We start from the raw sequence: 20,252 nt of genomic DNA, 5'->3' as shown, positions 1-20,252 counted from the left end.
GTGAATGAAGTTGGCTCAAGTTGATATTCAAAACAACCCTACTAAAAAATGGATTTCTGCTCCAACAACGGTTGTGACCAATTTAAATCCAATACAGAAACCTTTTGTTGCAGCTGGCGTTCTTGCGGCTATTATTTTGTTCATTTCCATTATAAATGCAGCTAATATGACTCAAGGTGTGCTCTTTATTATTGGAATTGCGCTTGGGATGACATTGCTTCACGCGCGCTTTGGCTTTACATCGGCGTTCAGGCGCTTTGCCAGCGTAGGAAACGGGCAAGGCCTGCAGGCGCATATGCTCATGCTTGCAGTTGCGTCTGCGCTTTTTGCGATTATTTTAAGCACAGGCTTCAGCTTTACAGGAATGGAGCCTAAAGGATATGTCTCACCAGTTGGGGTGAGTGTCCTGGTTGGTTCCTTTATGTTTGGGATCGGCATGCAGCTCGGCAATGGGTGTGCATCCGGAACATTGTACTCTGTTGGTGGCGGGCAGTCTTCCATGATCCTCACACTGCTTGCTTTCATTGTCGGCTCCACAATTGGAGCGTACCATTTCTCATTCTGGATGGAAGAAACACCTGCGCTGCCTCCAATCTCATTGGCTACTTCAACCGGATTGGGATACGGCGGAGCCCTTGTGCTTCAGCTTGCACTGTTCGCACTGATTTATTGGGTGACATTGCAAATTGCGAAAAAGAAAAACGCGCCAATGATGAAGGCACTGCCTACTACAACTGGCTGGAAAAAGATTTTAAGAGGTTCATGGCCTTTATTCGCCGCAGCGATTGTTTTGGCTTTATTAAACGCTTTAACACTAACTGTCCGCGGCACACCTTGGGGCATCACCTCCGCATTCGCACTATGGGGCGGAAAAGCCTTGATGGCAATGGGAGTAGACGTAACAGCTTGGGGCTATTTCTCATCAGATGCGAATTTAGCGGCACTGAAAAACACGGTTCTGGCTGATTCAACGAGTGTCATGAACTTCGGTATTATCCTTGGAGCCTTCATTTCAGCGGCAGCTCAAGGGAACTTCAAACCTGGAAAAATAAAGCCGGGTGTAGCAGGTGCAGCAATAGTCGGCGGGCTGCTAATGGGCTACGGTTCGCGTCTTGCATTCGGCTGCAACATCGGCGCCTACTTCGGCGGTATTGCTTCCTTCAGCCTGCACGGCTGGGTATGGGCGATCATGGCGATGCTTGGCACAGGTGTGGCACTGTTCATCCGTCCGCTGTTTGGATTAAAGAACCCGAAATCTACCGATTCGGTATGTTAAAAATAGGCTTGGTACTCGGAATGGGTACCAGGCTTTTTTTGTTTGAAAGTAAATGTGAAGTTAGCGAATAAAGTTTGATTTTTAGCGAACAAACCAATGAAAATAGCGAATAAATCAAGGAATTCTGCGAACAAGCTCAGGAAACTGGCGAATAAATCGGTAAAATTAGCAAACAAATCAAGTTTCAACGTTTCAAAGCGGAGACAGCCTGAGAATGTGAGCATAAGTCATTTAACAAGACTTTTTTCCTATAAAAGACAAATAGAAAAATTTTGAAAAATACTAAATATTAGGAATAAGTAATCTATTAATATTTCAATACTCGAAATATAATGAGAGACAAATAGCGGAGGAGGGATTTTATGAAAAAGAAAAGGCTTCTCAGATCTGCAGCTATGTTAGCCGTCATTTCTATGACTCTATCATCAATTACCTACACCACTGACCATGCAGCTGCAAAAGAAAAACCAGTCCAAATCGAGGACCTGAAGTCTCAGCCGATTTATTCATATGAAGAGGCTATTCGTGAGACTGTTTATGTCGAGTCAACTCTGGATTCGGATGAAAACGGAAAAGCAGACAGGATTGCAGTGGATATCATTCGTCCGAAAGAAACGGAAGAAGGCCTTAAGGTACCGGTAATCATGGATGCCAGCCCTTACTATGAAAGCCTTGGAAGAGGAAATGAAAGTGAAGTGAAAGATCGGGACAAAGATGGCATGAACGAGAAGTTCCCTCTGTTTTATGATAATTATTTTGTTCCAAGAGGCTATGCAGTGGCTTTGCCCGAAATGGTCGGAACGAATAATTCTGATGGCTGTCCTACAACGGGCGGATATGAAGAGATTGAAAGTATAAGAGTAGTTATTGATTGGATGAATGGCAGAGCGAAGGCCTGGGATAAGAACAATCAAGAAGTGGAAGCAGACTGGACAACCGGAAATGTCGGGATGATTGGGAAATCCTATGATGGCACGTTAGCGAATGGAGTGGCGGCCACAGGAGTAGAAGGTTTAAAAACAATTGTTCCAATCGGGGCGATTAGCAGCTGGTATAATTATTACCGCTACGCAGGGCTTACATATTACAACAATGGACCAGGAGGCTTGGCGAGCAGGGTTGTCAGCAGCTCCCGCCAAGACGCCTGCAGGCCTGTTTTTGATCGGCTGAATGCGGAAGCGGATGATCAATCAGGCGATTATAATGAGTTCTGGGATGAAAGAAACTACGTTAAGGATGTTAAAAATGTAAAGGCAAGTGTGTTTGCAGTGCATGGTTTAAATGACTTCAATGTTAAAATGAATCACCTTGCCGATTGGTGGACAGCCCTTTCCAAAGAAGATGTTCCGCGAAAACTGTGGCTTACCCAAACTGGCCATGTCGACCCGTTTGATTTCAGAAGGGCAGAGTGGGTTGATACCCTCCACCGCTGGTTCGATTATTGGCTGATGGATATTGAAAATGGCATTATGGACGAGCCGGCTGTTGATATCGAAAGAGGAGCAGATCAATGGGAAACTCAATCTTCATGGCCGGATAAAGATGCAGCAAATGTTAAAATCCGCTTAGCTCCAGGAGAAAATGAAAATACAAACGGTGCATTAACAACGGGTCCTGTACAGGGCAATGTAAAGCAATCGTTCACAGATAATCCGGCACAAACGGAACAGCAAATGGTATCAAACGAAACGGTTGTCAAAAGCGACCGCCTGGCTTTTCTTTCCGAGCCGCTCGATGAGGATGTCCGTTTTAGCGGGATACCGGAAATCTCGCTCCGGGCAAAAGTGGATAAAGAGGACTCCAATTTGACTGTTTTAATTGTGGACTATGGTACGGATACCCGCATCAACCATGAAAGCCGGGGTGAAGGGGTCCGGACACTGGACACGGAAAGCTGCTGGGGAGAAAGCATCTCTACAGATGATGCTTGCTACAAAGAAACGGAGAAAACCACTCACACTGCTCCATATGAAGTTGTTACCAGAGGGTGGTTCGATCCGCAAAACTGGAAAACAATTGAGCTGGATGATTCATTAAAAGAAGGCAAGAGCTATAAGTTTGAATGGGAGGCATTGCCTGAGGATTATGTGTTTAAAAAAGGGCACCGCATTGGTGTCATTATTGCCGGCAGTGATCGCAGACGCACGATCCCTTCAACAACGGGTGCCACATTTGAAGTGGATCTTGGACAAAGTTATATCAGCCTCCCTGTTGTAAATGGAAGAAAGGCACTTGGGTTTTAATAGAATAGAAGAGACGGGTCTGCGATAGGTGCAGGCTCGTCCTTATTTAGGAGTTTTTATTGAATTCTGTTCGGGATTACTAGAATATGCTATCGTACAAGCGGGAATTGATCTATACGAGATTGCCCAATCACCATACAACAAAACGATACCCGTTCCTAAAGGTAATTTAAGCCTGGAGATTTAGAATTCTTCTCTACCTATAAGCCGGCGGCTTCCGGCAGAGATTAAAAATTGCTGGTAAGAATGGGAAACGATAAGAGTCATAGGATAAAAAAATAAATAGGAGGACTTCTTTTGAAAAATGCAATGTGGACAAAATGGCTTGTTTTCGGGCTGATCATTTCTTTGTGCGTGCCGACAATGGCATTTGGAAAGGAACCAGTTACTAGGTTATATTCATCAGACTTAGCTATTAATCTAGGTGGCACGGATGCGGTAAGCATAACTAATTCTCTTAGCCTGCGAAATTTACCCGCAATTGTTCCAAAAGAGCAGGATGTGCATGCTGGCAAAGGCCCAACCGTAGAAACGAATAAACAACAAGATCGTTTTGTACAGAATGCAGTTCAATTTGTTACTGATATGGAAACGGGTAACTATAGACAAGCCTTTAAGTCATCGTCTCGTGCTTTGAAGAAATCCATCTCCGAACAATGGCTAGAAATCTACTGGACTTCGCTTCTTCAGCAATTACAGCCACAGCTAGGTTCTTTCATCGGTTTTGGAGCAGCTGAGGTCAAGGAGTCAAATCGAGTCCATACCAACGTAGAAGTTGAACTTCAATTCGAGGCAGCTGCGTTTCCGTTTACACTTAGATTGAACCGGTCTGGAAAAGTAGATGATTTTCTGTTAAATGCATATTCGGGTCCGTCTGCATCAGATCCTGTATACAGTAACCCAGATACCTTTATGGAAAAAGACGTTGTAATAGGAGAAGGAGATTTTGCCCTGCCTGGAACCCTGACTGTGCCCAAAGGGAAGGGACCTTTTCCAGTAGTTGTCCTTGTTCAAGGATCAGGAGCAAGTGATAAGGATGAAGCAGCGTATGCGTTAAAGCCATTCCGTGATTTGGCGTATGGTCTTGCCTCAAAAGGAATTGCTGTACTGCGGTACAATAAACGGACATATGAACATTCAGCAAAAACAATGGCAGATCAAAATCACACAGTTGATAAAGAAACAACAGATGATGCTCTTCTTGCAGCACGTTTACTTGAAAAAGAGAAAAACATAGACGATAAGCAAATTTATATTCTTGGACATAGCCAAGGTGGTATGATGGTGCCTCAAATGATCAATAAAGACAAGAGACAAAATATTGCAGGAGCGATCGTGATGGGCGGACCAGCACGAACGATTCAGGATGTTGTTCTTGATCAATTTGGATACCTTCTTTCAATTGGCCAGCTTCCTCCGCAGGAATATGAGTTTTATACTAGACAATTTGAAATGTTAAATGATCCAGATTTCTCAGGAGAAAATCCTCCTAATGAATTTCAGCTTGGTCAGGCAATGTTTTGGGATTCTATAAATGGGATTAGAGCAGCAGAGATGGCAAAGGCTCAAAATAAACCATTGCTTATTATTCAAGGCGGACGGGATTACCAGGTGGTATCAGACATTGAGATTCCTATATGGAAAGAAGAGCTTTCTCATCGGGACAATATTGAATACCGGTTATATCCAAAATTGAATCATTTCTTTACAGAAGGCGAAGGAGAAATGAGTATGCCTGAAGAATATCTTATCCCAGCTAACATTCCAGAATATGTAGTCAATGACATAGCTGAGTGGGTAAAGTCTAAGCCATATAAAAGTGAATAAAAAACCTATTAATCACTCATTTTTGGTTCAGGATGGGTGATTTGTTTTATGAAAAATATCGATAGCCCCCATTCAAACAACGGATACATGTTACGGTTGGATGGCTAGGCAATTTCCTTGGACACCATACCAAACTCATTATTTCATTGGGAACCCAAATCGTTAGTTTGAAAGTCATCTAGAGTTAATGAGAGAAGTCTATCATTTAAAAGGTGATGAAGAATAAAAAAGAAGCATCTGCCCATTTTTAGGGCAAATGCTTTTCAGGTTGAGGGGGAATACAGTATAAGATTATGTCCAAGGATTAATAGATTTATACATAGAAAAACAATTTTTTAATAGAAGCGAAGCCGGGGAGGCTCTCCATTGAGCAATGGTGGATGAGGAACATAAACATTTTAGCAGTTGCTTCAGGATTCCCTTAATCTATTGCAGGGCGGATAGAGAATGTTTGAAAGTCGATCTAAGTAAAGATTTAAATCATTAATTAAAATATGTCATGTTGTTATGAACAATTATGTTCATTTTAATATACAAGTGCAATCACTTTTTACGTTAAATCCAATTCAAAGCAGAGTTCCTCCTGCTGTGTATCATCAAACCACTTCATTCCTGCCGTAGCCATGCCGATTTTCGATAAGACTTTCCCTGAAGCGGGATTTGCTGGATCAACAGCAGCGATGATCTTCCTGATTCGCGGATTATTGTTTCTTATGTCGGTTACGCAGGCGGCCGCAGCCTCTGCAGCGTAGCCTTTTCCCCAGTGGCGCTGATTAAAATGATAGAGAAGCTCGGCTTCTTCTGTATTTTCTCCAGGGTTAAATCCGCAAACTCCGGCAATGGCAAAGGCTTCTTTCAGTAAAACTGTATAGACGGAGTAGCCTTTTTCAGCCTGTAAACGCTGGTAAAATTCGATAGAGCGCTGGATTCGTTCTTTTGTACTGGCACCGCCGCAATATTTCATTACCTCGGCACTTCCCCAAATCTGAAAAATCGCGTCCAGGTCATCTGTCTGCATGGTACGGAGAATGAGGCGTTCGGTTTCAAAGCGTTTTAACATAATGGCACCTACCTCGTGGTTTCTTCTCTTATAAGAATAGTATAAGATAGAGGCAGGAAAAAAGTTTAGGAGATTTTTTATGATGTCCATACTCTATAAATCTATCGTTCTTGGGATTGCAGCTGCCATTCAGGGTCTCGCAATGACGTTCTTTTTATTCCCGCATTTTATCCCGTCTGGCGGTGCCGCGAGTTTAGCTGTGTTATTAAATTATGTATTGGACACGCCATACTCGGTTACCTTATGGGTTCTAAATGCCAGCCTGCTGCTGGCAGCTGCCAAGTGGCTGGGGAAAAGCAGCGTGTTTTGGACCTTGTTTTGTGTGTCTGTTACTTCGATTACAATCGATTTCCTTACTCCGTTTGTAACAGGGCCTCTGAATCCGGTCCTCCTTGATCTTTTGCTGGGGGCTGTTGTGTTTGGAGTGGGTGTAGGAATTCTATTCCGGATGGGGGCTTCCTCAGGCGGTATGGATATTCTCGCTTTAATCATCTCAAAAGCCAGGGGATGTGCGCCTGGCAGAACGCTGTTTTACATAAATGGGAGTTTGCTGCTGCTTACCGGGATTGTCGTTGACTGGAAGGTTATTGTATATGCGGTTATCTGCCAGATGATTGGGACGAGGATCATTGATGTGATTTACAGATTGGAACTTCGCCTTAAGATGACAGAAAATCATAAAGTTCACTGAAAAAAGGCCGTTTGAGACGGCCTTTTTTCATCATTTAATGACTTTTTTAGCTTATATCAAGTAAAACAGGTTTAGTAAATCTCCCTGTTTCGGGATATATCGGTCAAACACTCATTTTTATCGGTCACTTCGCGTCGTATCGGCATTTCAGCAATGGCCAGGTGGAAATAGGAGAAAAGCTGGAAGCTTAAGCAGCGCCGTCCTATTGGATCTTAGATCGGTGAAAGAAGAAGGGAATGAAAGCCTTGCCCGAAAATAAAAAAAGCTTGTAAAAGCAAATGCATGCTGGAACAAGCTTAGGAGAGATCCTTCTATGATTTAGTTTTGTTTATCTAAATTCCTATCAATAAAATCATCTTGCCATGCTTTTAGCTTCTCCATACTATTGGATAAATGGGTATGCATCAGTTTTTCTGCACTTTCATGATCTCGAAGGGAGATAGCCTTCAAAATGGATTGATGTTCTTCATAGACCTGTTTCTTTTTCCCTTTAATTTTTGTATTAATGGTTAAGGTGGCTTTCAAAGCTCTATAGTAGATTTCAGATAAGTTTTCTAAGGTTTTAATGAGAACTTCATTTTTTGTGGAGTAAAGAATAGAACGATGGAATAGGAAATCTGCTTCATCATTAATTTTATCCGGATCATTCAATTCTTTAAAAAGCATTTCCTGGGCTTGGTATATTTTATTCAAATCGTCTTGGTCATGACGTTTTGCAGCTAATGCAGCTGCTTTTGTTTCAAGAATAATCCTTGTTTCAAGTAGCTCCATTATCTGTTTGTACGATATTACCTCTATTAAAGGCTGGTCTAAAAGTTTTTCTATTGGCTTCGGGCGAACCCAATTTCCGCCTCCGTGAACGGATTCAACTATACCATGTGAAGATAATGCACTTAATGCTTCTCTTATAGGGACCCGGCTCACATTAAACATTTTGGCTAATTCATTCTCTGAAGGCAGTTTTGAATTAACTGGAAATTCACCGGATTTTATTTTGTTTTTAATTTCTTCAATAATTTGATCAGACACACGTTTCCTGACTATCATCATTGATTCTCCTTAACTAGAAGAGCCTTTTATTTGTTAGTATTATACCATGAAATGGTTAACAACAATGATAAAAGGCTCTTAGTACTCTTAGCTAATTTTTTTTTGGCTGATGTTTCCCTTATCACTGAGGCCCCATAGGCCCAAATATTTATGGACAGCAATAATGAGAGCACCTATAAGGAGAAGAGCAATTGGCATTATCCAAGGTGATCCATTGGAAACAAGTATAGGCGAAAATGTGATGATAGCAATTTCAACGGGGACCATACCAATGTATGCAAGCGCATAATCGTCCATTGTTTTACTTTTCAGCTCAGGGTCAACGATGCGAAGAAGAGCTAATCCCATTGCAACAGTTCCTGTACTCCATCCCCAGCCAAATAAAGATTTCTCAAACCAGAAATTTTTGAAAATGTTAGGTCCAATAAATCGGAAAATAAGGTATGCCCAAATGATTCCGAAAATAAATAGTAAAATTAATGGCACAGCATAATCCATAACAACTGTAATATTAATGGATGCAATTCCGATTGCTACTAAATAATCGGTTGCACTTCCGCCGATTCTTTCCATGATTCGCTGATCCACATAAGAGTCGGCTTTTATTTTCCTGATACTATTTTGGAAGAGTAAGGCTACGATAAAGCCGACACTAAATAAAGGGACTGAGATTCCCGGCAAAATGGATTCCAATAATCCTGTTACCCAATAGGAAACACCTACAACAAAAGCAATGATTGACAGGTGCATCACTAATGGATCAATGGAACTTGGTGAAACCGTTTCTTTTCCCATTGCAACTCGTTTATCCGGCTGCATCAATCCAGAGCGCAGTTCAGCAGGTAAATCCTTATAATTGGATATAAATTGTGTATGCCCTTTTTCTGTATTACTTTTAACCAGAAACAATCCGCCTAAAACCGCTACTAAGATTCCGACTGTAGCAGATGTCATGCCGAGAGTCATTGCTTCATCCCAGCCATATTTGCTAAATCCTTCGCCTAATGCAGCTGCTGTTCCGTGCCCCCCTAAAAATCCAGCTCCCAGCATCAAGCCAAATCCACTTGGCAAGTCTTTAAATACTTGATTAATAGCGATTAGACCAAAAAGGGCACCACCGCCCCACATTAGTACTGTAAGCAGCATGGAGTAAGACCACATTTCTCTTACACGGTGAATAATATCCCTTAGGTTAGCTTTTGCTGCTCCAATTGGAATGGAGGCAAAGATAACGGCGATTAATAATCCTGGATAGGAGGATAGCTGATCAGAGAATGGGAGTATATCTGCTCCACTCGGACCTAAGGCTAGTCCTATAAAGCCTGCGAGCATACTTGCAGGTAAAAACAGCGATTGAATCCATTTTATTTTTGCACGCAAAATCGTTCCCGCTAAAAGCAATCCAGAAATAATACTGATGTCCACCATTAAAGACCAAATCGAAAAATTGTTCATATTTCTCCCCCTTATGTATAGTAAGCGTTAACATTGTATTACAAGTATACAATATTTTTCGAAAATTACAATTATCTATTGAAAAAAGTTCGTCAAGTAGTATACTTGTATTACAAGTTCTTTGATTAAACGCTTCCATTTTTAAATCATTAATTTAAGAGGTGAATAGTATGTTAGAAAAAAAGGTAGAGTTTTATAGTGATGGATTAAAGTTGAAGGGAAGCTATTATTTCCCTGATCAATTTGACGATCGGAAACAATATCCGGCTGTAATCATTAACTCTGGATATCAAGGCTTTAATGAATTTTATCCGAAACTTTTTGCGGAAAAATTAACACAAAAAGGCTACCTTTGCTTTGGTTTTGACTATCGCGGTTTTGCTGATAGTGAAGGGGAGAAAGGAAGAGTCCTATTAGAGGAGCAAGTACGGGATATCCAGCATGCGATTAGCTACATATCGGCTCACGAGAGCGTAGATACAGGAAAAATTGGACTTATTGGCTGGGGAATGGGGGCTTGCAACGTCATCCATGTGGCAGCGAAAGATAAAAGAGTTAAAGCAGTAGCTGGGTTAAATGGATTCTATAATGGAGAAAGATGGCTGAAATCGATTCATTCATATGTAGAATTCGCCGAAATTGAAAAAGTGCTGGAGGAAGATCGAAAATTAAGGGCTACTACAGGAAAATCCCGATTAGAAGCAACCTTTATTCACTATCCGCTTGATCCTGCCACAAAGGATTATGTCGAAAATGAGCTGTCTTCCGTTTATGGCTTTGGGCATGAGACACAGTTACTATTTACCGATTCTATTTTAGAGACAAATGCAGAGGATGTTGTCGGGAAGATTTCTCCAGTGCCTTTATTTATCGGCCATGGAAAAGATAATCTTCTGCATCCAAAGTCAGAATCTGTTTCGCTTTACCAGCAGGCGAACTCTCCAAAAACATTCTATTGGATTGACGGGAAACATAATGATTTTATGTTTGGAGACCATGCTGAGTTTATCCGCTTAAACGACCAGCTCGATAAATTCTTACAAGAAGCGTTCAAAGGTGGTAACTGTATACATGAAAAATCAATTTCATCCCTTGCTTGAGGGTGCTTATGAATTCCATGTTCATAGTGCACCAAGCATTTTCAGCCGAAAGCAAACGGACTGGCAGCTTGTAGAAGATGCGAAGATGGCAAAGATGGGCGGATTAGTCTTAAAAAGCCATGAGTCATCAACCGTTGAGCGCGCCTTTCTTATAAAGGAAAAAGAACCCTCTATCCATGTTTTTGGAGGAATAGTTTTAAACCAGCATGTAGGGGGACTTAATCCATATGCGGTTGAAACAGCTTTGAAAATGGGGGGAAAGGTTGTATGGTTTCCCACGCTTTCTGCCGGACAGCATCAGCAGTACTTCAAAAAGAAAAATACGAAACTGTTCAATGGGAATCCCCTTTTGTCTGAAAAAACCGTATCGATTGGGGATAATGGCCGCCTGATTGATGAAGTAAGAGACATTTTTCAGCTAATTAAAGACTACGATGCGGTATTGGCAACAGGTCATTTGTCTTTAGAAGAGCAACATGAAATCGTCCGGGCAGCTAAAGAAGCAGGTGTGGAAAAAATAATAATCCAGCATGCGGATATGGGAATATCGAAAATTCCCCTGGAGGATCAGAAATATTTTGCCTCGCAAGGCTGCATAATCGAAAAATGTTTCTTAGCCTGCAGTTCGGATTTTCACGACTTAACGATAGAAGAAATGGCAAAAACGATTGAAATAATCGGATATGAGTCCTGTATTTTAGTCACTGATTATGGCCAGCCGCATCATGAGGCTCCTGTCCATGCCTTAAACCGCTTTGTAGAAGAACTTCTTTTACATGGAGTAAAGGAAGACCAAGTAATACGAATGATCAATGAAAATCCACGAACCTTATTGGGTGTTGATAAAAATGGGTAAGATAAATGAACAAATCCTGAATGAGCTAAAGGGAATCGTCCAAGACAAAAGGATTCTTACCAAGAAGACCGATTTGTATTCATTTAGCTTCGATGCCTCATTCGGTGAATATTTGCCTGATGTTGTGCTTCAGCCTCAATCCAAAGAGGAAATAAGTAAAATAATTATGCTGGCAAATACCTATCAGATTCCTGTCTATCCTAGAGGATCCGCTACTTCTTTAAGTGGCGGACCTTTACCTACTATGGGGGGAATCGTTCTTGATATGTCTCAGTATCCCAAATCCTTAATGATCGATAAAGAAAATATGCTCGCCATTGTAACACCTAGTATCATTACCTCAACGATACATGAAGAGGCGGAAAAAGAGGGGCTATTTTATCCTCCCGATCCAAGCAGTTCCCATGTATCCACAATTGGCGGGAATATTCTCGAAAATTCCAGTGGGCCCAAAGGCTTAAAATACGGGACAACGAAGGAATATGTCATTGGATTGGAGCTGGTTACGCCAACGGGGGAAATTGTCCGCACAGGCGGCAAAACCGTTAAAAATGTGACAGGCTTTGATTTGACAAGACTAATCGTGGGTTCAGAGGGACTGCTTGGAGTCGTCACTGAAATCACTTTGCGCTTAATACCGAAACCAGCCCACAAAATGACCTTGCTTTCTTCCTTTCAAAGTGTGGTGGATTCCGGAAAAGCCATAACCAATATTTTATCATCCGGGGTTCTGCCGGCAGCCATGGAGCTCATGGATAAATACTGCATTGAAGCAGTTGAACATTACCAGCCTTCAGGTCTTCCACTGGATGCTGAAGCGATTGTCATTATTGAATTGGATGGTCATGAAGCATCTGTAAATGAAGAAATCGATAAATGTTCAAAAATCTGTCAAACCTTCCCTGGGGCAAAGGTAAAGGTAGCCAAGTCAGAAGAAGATCGGGTAAAGGTATGGAAGGCACGCAAAATGGTGTCTCCGGCAATTACCCAATTAGGCCCGACGAAAATCTCAGAGGATGCAACCGTACCGCGAAGCAAGATTCCGGAAATGATCGAGAAGCTGCATGCGATTCGTGAAAAATACGAATTGAATTTAGTCGTATTCGGGCACGCAGGAGACGGGAATTTGCACCCAAATATTATTACGGATAAACGAAATATAGAGGAAATGAAAAAAGTTGAGCTTGCTGTCGGGGAAATTTTTCAGGCAGCGATTGATTTAGGGGGCACGCTTTCAGGCGAACATGGCATCGGAATTTTAAAGGCTCCCTATATGCGTAATGAGCTCGGTTTCAGCTTGGATTTAATGAAAAAAATAAAGGAAGCCTGGGATCCAAATAATGTCCTCAACCCTGGCAAGATGTTTCCGAAAAAAGGGCAAAATAAGGTGGTGCTGACGCATAATGCTTAATGCAGAGGCAACAAAGGCAAACACGCTTTATGAGAAAGCTTATGATGAAGTCAACCAATGTATCCAATGCGGCTATTGTCTTCCAGCCTGCCCTACTTATGCTTCGATGGGAACGGAAAGTGCCTCCCCCAGAGGAAGGATCAACTTAGTCAAAATGGCTGCTGAAGGAAAAATTGATATCTTGGAAGATTTAAAGGAACCAATTGATCTTTGTTTAGGCTGCCGAGCCTGTGAAGTGGCGTGTCCTGTCAATGTCCCATACGGTTCTATATTGGAAAAGGCGAAGGAAACCATTCACGATATGGAGGTCAGTGTTAAAGAAAACCATGTCTTTAAGGATTTTGCCTTAAGCCAGCTGTTTATGAAGCCAAAAAGGATGAAGCTTTTAAGCAATTCCTATTACCTCTATCAAAAAAGCGGTCTTCAGAAGGCGGTCCGGTCCGCCAATCTGCCAGAGAAAATCGTTAAAAAGATCGGAAGCTTTGAGAAAGCTCTGCCTGAAGTGCCTGCAAAGAAATACCAGATTAAAAGAGGCAAACTATATAAAGCGAAAACGGAAACGGCCAAAAAAACAGTGGCTTTATTCCTTGGCTGTATTAATGATGCGGTCTTCTATCACGTAAACTATTATACACTCGAGCTTCTGCGGGTTTCCGGATGTGATGTATATGTTCCGGAAGAACAAACTTGCTGCGGAGCCCTTCATGCTCATCAGGGCCAGATGAAGCAAGCACGGCAATTAGCCAAGGAAAACCTTAAGGCATTTGACCGATTCGACGTGGATTCGATTATTTCAAATGCAGGAGGCTGCGGGGCACTCCTTCAAGAATACGACCATTTATTGGAGGAAGAAATCGGTACAGAATGGGAATCAAAGGCGAAGAGCTTTTCGAAAAAAGTCAAAGACATAACGGAAGTTCTTTATTCCCTGGATTCACTGCCGTTTACTGAACCATTAAACAAGGTCGTCACCTATCAGCCCTCTTGTCACTTAACGAATGTACAAAAAGCGGGAGCTTACCCGGAAAAGCTGATTAAACGTATTCCAGGAGTCCAGTATATAGAATTGCCAAGCAAAAACTCATGCTGCGGATCAGGAGGCGTCTATAATATTCAACAATACGACGAATCCATGAAAATACTGAATGGAAAAATGAGTGAAGTCAATCAGATTAAACCGGATATTGTTGTAACATCCAACCCAGGATGCCTGATTCAAATGACACATGGCATCAATACCTTTGGTGAGGCGCAGCCTGAATCCATTCATCTTGTCGAATTGCTGGCAAGAGCGTGCGGAATGACAGCTGGGACCTGATACTCTTAGACATGGCTAACATGAATAAACAACTTAGAAAAAGCTTTCGGACATGAATAATGTGTAAATGTCCGAGGCTTTTTTTCATGATGTAAATACCCCCCAGGGCAAAAGTAATTTCAATAACAGAGGGAGAGTAGTTATATGAAAGGCACAAAAAAGGTTTTTCTGGTAATTGCATTTGTTTCATTACTTATGTTAATAGGTTGTACATCCAACACATCCAAAGAAGAATCAGCTGAAAAAAATTCGCAAATGGCTAAACCGTTTCAAGTTGCATCCATTCAATTTAATCCAATCTTAAACGAAAGAGAGAAAAACGTAGAGGAGCTATTGAAAGTAGCTGAAAAGGCATTTAAAAATGGGGCTAAGCTTGTTGTAGCACCAGAGATGTCCACAACTGGATATTATTATGCCGACCGGGAATCCATTAAACCATTTGTCGATACCATTCCAGGCAAAACAACAGAAGAATTTGAAAAATTAACAAAGAAATATAATGGATACATGGTATTTGGAATGCCCGAAGTAGATGAAAAAACCAATATGTACTATAACTCTGCAGCTCTCGTTGGACCTGATGGCTACATAGGAAAGTATCGTAAAACCCAATTGTGGGAAACGGAGATGCACTGGGCTGCCTGGGGAGATCTGGGAGTGCCTGTATTCGATACAGAAATAGGGAAAATCGCCATAAACATTTGCATGGATTCTGCTTATTTTGAGACAGCAAGATTAGCTGGAATTGCAGGTGCTGATATCTTAGCTTTTCCTACGAACTCATCCGCTCAAACCATTTCGGCTTTGCCTGCTCGGGCACAGCAAAATGGGATGTATATTGTTAGTGCGAACCGGTCCAATACTGAAAAAGATTTTCATATGATCGGCGGAAGCGCAGTCTGGTCGCCTAATGGCGAAAAGCTTGCAGAAGCACAAGTGGTCATGACAGAAGAGGAGGACATAGATGAACCCACAATTACCTATGCCGAAATTGACCCTAAGCTTTATAACAATAAAAACAAAGAGTATTTATCCAATAGGAGACCGGAAATTTATCAAGAGCTAATGCTTTATATTGAACCATGGGATTATACTAAAAACACTGATTCGAAAGAAATTGTCGCAGCACCCTTACAATATGAACCTATAATTGGAGATAAGGAAAAAAACAAGAGGAAAATTTCTAAATTACTTAAAGAGGCTAAATCGCAGAATCAAGACTTAAATTTCGTTGTGCTCCCTGAATTATCATTAACAGGACCAGTAGATGGAAAAGAGGTGACTGAGATAGAATCGCTTGCAGAGGATTTAAATGGAGAATCTGCTTCATTTATATCACAGCTTGCAAAAGAATATCAGGTATCCATCGTATTTGGGTTAATAGAAAAAAATAATCATAACTTATATAATTCTGCCATTCTTGTTTCAAAAGAAGGGAAACTTGCAGGTGCCTATCAAAAAACACACCTTAGTGAAAGTGATCGAAAGTGGGCAAAAGAAGGGAATTCCTTACCTGTATTTCAAACAGAGGATCTGGGGAAAATCGGAATGATTATCGGAGAGGATGCCCAATATCCTGAAGCAGCAGGAGTATTAGCTGTGAAACGTGCTGATATCATCGCAATTCCTTCTGCTTGGCATGGTCAGTATGGAGGAGAAATGGAAATTAATAAAACGATGTCAGCAAATAAATATCCAGATCGCGCCATGGTGACCTGGGATGCAGTCGCAATCGGTGCGCAAGCTTATACTGTAGTAGCAAACTATGTGGGGACAGAAAATAACTATTTAGGCGGCAGCAGCCTATACACTCTAGATCCTTTGTACGGACTTGACCAGCCTGTAGCAGCATCTAGTGATAAAGAGGAAGCATTGGTGGCTGAATTCAAAACTCTACAATCAGATTGGTGGTTTAACCAGGAATTATTGCTTTTATCCCGCCGGACCCCTTATTTTTTGCCGCTGATTGAGACAAAGTATAACAAGGAATTGAGGTAAGTGGATTTTTTTCCTCCAAGGATTTATTTTAAAGCGGGTTTATCAAGAAAGTGAATGAATCCCCAAATGTTTCATGTATGAAGTGTAGATGAGTTATCCTAAAGTTTGTACTATTAAATATTGGCTAACAAAAAGGAATGGGCACGCCAAGGGGTTGAAGAATGAATTAAAAGCCTTGAAAGTCTGTATGAAGGACATTTTATCTGTTCTTCTAATCCAATATGTCCTTCAACCCCTTTATGAAGGACATTTCATTTGTACTTCTATTCCATATTGTCCTTCATCTCCCCGATAAGGGAAAAGATACAGGAAAGTAATATTCGGTTAGCTGATTTTTTAAAAAAAGAATGGATTTGAACTGATAGCGTGCCTTGATTGTATGCGAGAGGGGATTTGTTTAAGTTAAAAGAAAATCCGATATAACAATTTTCTCAATTTATCGGTCAAAAACTCATTTTTTTCGGTCCCTTTTCCAATAGATCGGTCCCTTCGCGTCATCAGCATTTCAGCAATAGCCCGGTGAAAATAAGGGAAACGGCTGAAGTAAGAGGATGTTCGCCCTAAAAATATCCCCCTTTTGCATTTTGAAAGTATTTGCCAAAATGGTGCCTTTTTTGTTATGATTAATTCAATTATAAGTGAAATGGAGGTTTTCCTTTTGACAGCATCAATGAGATTAAGATTCCCGCTTTTCATTCGTTAATTTCATACGTTTGAGGGCTCTGCCTATGTTCAGAGCAACGGGATTGGTCTGTCTATTTTTTAAGGAAACCTTTATTTATCGGTTATTTAAAAAAGAGGGGATGAGCTTCCCCTCTTTTTTGCTGTCTTTAAATATAGAACGGTTTGATGTATGAATGTAGGTAAAGCTTATTTTTATAAAATTTAATAGAAATGAGTTGTTAGTCAATGAATACAGTAAATAACAATCTTAAGGAGAATTGGTTAAAGAATATTATTCTCTTTTTAAGCAGTCAGACGATATCACTTTTTGGATCGTCCCTGGTTCAATACGCGATTATGTGGTATATCACTTTGACGACGGAATCCGGTTTGATGATGACGCTGTACATCATTTGCGGTTTTATTCCAACCTTTCTTTTATCACCGGTTGCAGGAGTTTGGGCGGATCGCTATAACCGAAAAATGCTGATTATATTAGCAGATGGCCTTATTGCGCTGTCAACACTGATTCTTGCCATTCTCTTTTTAATGGGATATGACGCGATTTGGCTGCTTTTTGTAATGGCAGCAATTCGTGCTCTTGGGACAGGAATTCAGACACCTGCTGTCGGTGCCATTTTACCGCAAATTGTACCGAAGGATAAGCTGACAAAGGTGAATGGAGCAAATGGAAGTATTCAAGCTGTCATTATGTTTGTATCTCCAATGGTCAGCGCCGCACTATTAGCGATGGCATCCATTGAAATCATCTTTTTTATCGATGTTATTACCGCAGCGATTGCGATAGTCACATTGTTAGCCTTTTTAAAAATCTCTGTGCATGAGAAGGCTTCAGAAAAACAAACAACGAGCTACTTCAGTGACTTTAAACAAGGTTTGCAATATGTCAATAGCCATGGTTTTCTGAAGAAATTCTTCCTATTCTTTGCAATCTTTTTTGTTTTGATGGCCCCTGCAGCCTTTTTGACACCGCTGCAGGTTACACGCAGCTTTGGCAATGACGTGTGGAAACTGACCGCAATCGAAATTGCCTTTTCTATAGGCATGATGGCAGGCGGGGGAATTATTGCTTCCTGGGGAGGCTTTCAAAATAAAATTAAAACGATGACATTCGCAAGCCTTATTATGGGAGCCTGTACATTTGCGCTTGGCATCGTTCCAGTCTTTTGGATCTATTTAGTTTTCATGGCTTTATTCGGTGTTGCCATGCCAATTTTTAATACACCGACAACCGTATTATTACAGGAGAAAATCGAGGAGAATTATTTAGGAAGAGTATTTGGCGTAATGGGTATGATCTCGACTTCGATGATGCCAATTGGCATGCTTATTTTCGGCCCAATCGCTGATGTCATCGCCATCGAATGGCTCCTTATTGGAACTGGGGCATTTATCATCATACTAGCCATTTTATTAGGGCGCGACCAAGTGCTTGTCGAGGCGGGAAAACCTGTATTGAATGAATCATGACTTGATGGGACAGAGGGCTGTGCCCTCGTCCCATTAGCATTAGAGCTGTCATTGCGGCAGCTCTTTTTTGTGCTATAAAAACGGAAGAGAAAATGGGAAGTTTCCTGGCTTATGACCCATACTTCCAATTATTTTATGAATATACTGAAAAGAACGTATATCAGGAAGGATACACCATCTAAATATTGCAGCTGCAGAGCAAGGAAAGATAGTCTGAAAAGGAGAGAAATATGGAAAAAAAGAAAATTTATTATGATAAGAAAAAAGGATGCCTAGTCGCACCTAAAGCTGGATGGTCACGAATGAAGGAATCCTTCTGCATTCGGCTTATGTCTGCAGCAGCCCATTTGATTACACCTCCCATCGATCATCCATGCAACGGGGATGAGGAGCGATATCCAGCAAAGATAGGGAACTATTCAAAGGGACTGCCGCATAATTCGCTCGGAGAGGCAGATATCCCGGCGTATAACAGTTATATCCAAGCCTTAAAGACCGGCAATCCGGAAGATTTCGAATCCATACCTATTGGAGGAACAGTTAAACTTTCAAATCCTCAAGCTGCTTACGCTTATGATCTTACAGGACAGGATTGTCAGCAATTGGATATGCCAGTGCCTCCAGCATTCAGCAGCGCCTGGCAAGCAGGAGAGATGGCTGAGCTATACTGGCAGGCGCTAACTCGGGACATTCCTTTTCAAGAGTATGGCACGAATCCGCTCATACAGGAAGCAGCAGAGGAGTTATCAGGATTTTCCGATTTTCGCGGGCCGAAAGCCAATGGGAAAGTGACTCCTGCTACCTTATTCCGCAGTGAATTCGCCGGCAATCTCACTGGGCCCTATATCTCACAATTCCTTTGGAAGGATATTCCCTGCGGTGCCACAACGATCACTCAACGATACCGCACAACTTTGCCAGGAGCAGACTACTTGACCTCTTATGATAAATGGCTTGCCATTCAAAATGGGGCACCCTCATCACCATCCCAGACAGATCCTATCTCTCGCTATATCCGTAATGGACGGGATTTGGGGGAATATGTCCACTATGACTTCTCTTTTCAATGCCCGTTATCTGCGTGTTTAATCTTGCTTGGTTATGGGCGTGAGGCTCTGGATCCAAACAATCCCTATCATAAATCGGCTACACAGGGAGGGTTTGTTACCTTCGGTGCTGCACACATTTTGGACATGGTTACACGTGCAGGCAGGCTGGCTCTGGAAGTTGCCTGGTTTCAAAAATTCCTCATTCACCGGAGACTGCGCCCTGAGGAATTTGGAGGACGAGTCCATAATCAGCTAAGTGGTTCTGCAGGTTATCCAATCCACCCAGAGCTTCTTAAATCAAAAGCCATTTCCCATGTGTTCAGCAAGTATGGCACATATCTTCTGCCCATAGCATACCCGGAAGGATGTCCAACCCATCCTGCCTACCCTGCTGGCCATGCATGCATAGCTGGTGCCGGAATTACCATTCTTAAAGCATTTTTTAATGAGGCGTTTATTATCCCGGACCCAGTGGAGGCCAGTTCTGATGGGCTCTCACTTCTTCCTTATTCGGACCATCCTCTTACTGTAGGAGGAGAGCTCAATAAATTGGCGGTGAATATCTCCCTTGGGCGGGACACAGCAGGCGTTCATTGGCGTTCAGATGGCATTGAAGGTTTAAAGCTTGGGGAAGAAGCAGCTATAGGCCTGCTTCGGGATTACCGAGCAACATACAATGAGAAATTTAGCGGTTTCACATTAACTAAATTCAACGGAAAAAAAATTAAAATTAAATAAAAATATGACTCTGCTTGACTCTGCAA

At 41.7% G+C, this 20,252-nt stretch carries 14 protein-coding genes; 11 read left to right on the top strand and 3 right to left on the bottom strand.

The window, feature by feature from the left end; all coding sequences use genetic code 11:
- Nucleotides 1-10 precede the first annotated feature (10 nt).
- The 3 genes from L634_RS0101485 to L634_RS0101470 all read left to right on the top strand — a co-directional run bounded on the left by L634_RS0101485 (nucleotide 11) and on the right by L634_RS0101470 (nucleotide 5,346).
- Nucleotides 11-1,276 (top strand): YeeE/YedE family protein, encoded by a 1,266-nt coding sequence (locus L634_RS0101485; protein ID WP_084028799.1) that lies wholly within the window; start codon nucleotides 11-13, stop codon nucleotides 1,274-1,276.
- 362 nt (nucleotides 1,277-1,638) lie between these two features.
- Nucleotides 1,639-3,519 (top strand): Xaa-Pro dipeptidyl-peptidase, encoded by a 1,881-nt coding sequence (locus L634_RS0101475; RefSeq protein ID WP_026580909.1) that lies wholly within the window; start codon nucleotides 1,639-1,641, stop codon nucleotides 3,517-3,519.
- Nucleotides 3,520-3,828: 309 nt separating this feature from the next.
- Complete coding sequence (locus L634_RS0101470; RefSeq protein ID WP_026580908.1) at nucleotides 3,829-5,346, top strand: alpha/beta hydrolase; 1,518 nt, start codon at nucleotides 3,829-3,831, stop codon at nucleotides 5,344-5,346.
- 550 nt (nucleotides 5,347-5,896) lie between these two features.
- Here L634_RS0101470 and L634_RS0101465 read toward each other — a convergent pair.
- Nucleotides 5,897-6,406, bottom strand: coding sequence for a GNAT family N-acetyltransferase (locus tag L634_RS0101465; RefSeq protein ID WP_026580907.1), 510 nt, complete (start codon nucleotides 6,404-6,406; stop codon nucleotides 5,897-5,899).
- 79 nt (nucleotides 6,407-6,485) lie between these two features.
- On the opposite strand from L634_RS0101465, the gene L634_RS0101460 reads away from it, so the two are divergent.
- The gene (locus L634_RS0101460; protein WP_232233684.1) at nucleotides 6,486-7,097 is read left to right on the top strand and encodes a YitT family protein; all 612 of its coding nucleotides are present in this window, start codon (nucleotides 6,486-6,488) and stop codon (nucleotides 7,095-7,097) included.
- 318 nt (nucleotides 7,098-7,415) lie between these two features.
- Here L634_RS0101460 and L634_RS0101455 read toward each other — a convergent pair whose 3' ends face one another.
- A complete protein-coding gene (locus L634_RS0101455; protein WP_026580905.1) occupies nucleotides 7,416-8,147 on the bottom strand; it encodes a FadR/GntR family transcriptional regulator in 732 nt (243 codons plus the stop codon).
- A gap of 87 nt (nucleotides 8,148-8,234) precedes the next feature.
- Nucleotides 8,235-9,602 (bottom strand): sodium/glutamate symporter, encoded by a 1,368-nt coding sequence (locus L634_RS30380; protein WP_034261700.1) that lies wholly within the window; start codon nucleotides 9,600-9,602, stop codon nucleotides 8,235-8,237.
- A gap of 170 nt (nucleotides 9,603-9,772) precedes the next feature.
- Between L634_RS30380 and L634_RS0101445 the strand changes: the two genes are divergently transcribed.
- The 7 genes from L634_RS0101445 to L634_RS0101410 all read left to right on the top strand — a co-directional run bounded on the left by L634_RS0101445 (nucleotide 9,773) and on the right by L634_RS0101410 (nucleotide 20,226).
- Nucleotides 9,773-10,702, top strand: coding sequence for an alpha/beta hydrolase (locus L634_RS0101445; protein ID WP_026580904.1), 930 nt, complete (start codon nucleotides 9,773-9,775; stop codon nucleotides 10,700-10,702).
- On the top strand, nucleotides 10,674-11,558 hold the full coding sequence (locus L634_RS0101440) for a DUF6282 family protein (protein WP_026580903.1): 885 nt from the start codon (nucleotides 10,674-10,676) through the stop codon (nucleotides 11,556-11,558). Before L634_RS0101445 ends, L634_RS0101440 begins: the two co-directional genes overlap by 29 nt.
- A complete protein-coding gene (locus tag L634_RS0101435) occupies nucleotides 11,551-12,969 on the top strand; it encodes an FAD-binding oxidoreductase (protein WP_034261697.1) in 1,419 nt (472 codons plus the stop codon). The genes L634_RS0101440 and L634_RS0101435 overlap by 8 nt, the downstream gene beginning before the upstream one ends.
- A complete protein-coding gene (locus tag L634_RS0101430; RefSeq protein WP_026580901.1) occupies nucleotides 12,962-14,287 on the top strand; it encodes a (Fe-S)-binding protein in 1,326 nt (441 codons plus the stop codon). Before L634_RS0101435 ends, L634_RS0101430 begins: the two co-directional genes overlap by 8 nt.
- A 144-nt stretch (nucleotides 14,288-14,431) precedes the next feature.
- Nucleotides 14,432-16,285: a nitrilase-related carbon-nitrogen hydrolase gene (locus tag L634_RS0101425; protein ID WP_232233683.1), complete on the top strand. Its 1,854-nt coding sequence runs from the start codon at nucleotides 14,432-14,434 to the stop codon at nucleotides 16,283-16,285.
- Nucleotides 16,286-17,194: 909 nt separating this feature from the next.
- Nucleotides 17,195-18,439, top strand: a complete 1,245-nt coding sequence (locus L634_RS0101415; RefSeq protein ID WP_026580898.1) for an MFS transporter — start codon at nucleotides 17,195-17,197, stop codon at nucleotides 18,437-18,439.
- A gap of 230 nt (nucleotides 18,440-18,669) precedes the next feature.
- A complete protein-coding gene (locus L634_RS0101410; protein ID WP_026580897.1) occupies nucleotides 18,670-20,226 on the top strand; it encodes a vanadium-dependent haloperoxidase in 1,557 nt (518 codons plus the stop codon).
- The last annotated feature ends 26 nt before the right edge of the window (nucleotides 20,227-20,252 follow it).

Source organism: Bacillus sp. J33 (assembly GCF_000518885.1).
Lineage (GTDB): Bacteria > Bacillota > Bacilli > Bacillales > Cytobacillaceae > Cytobacillus.
This window is presented reverse-complemented; position numbering and strand designations above follow the sequence as displayed.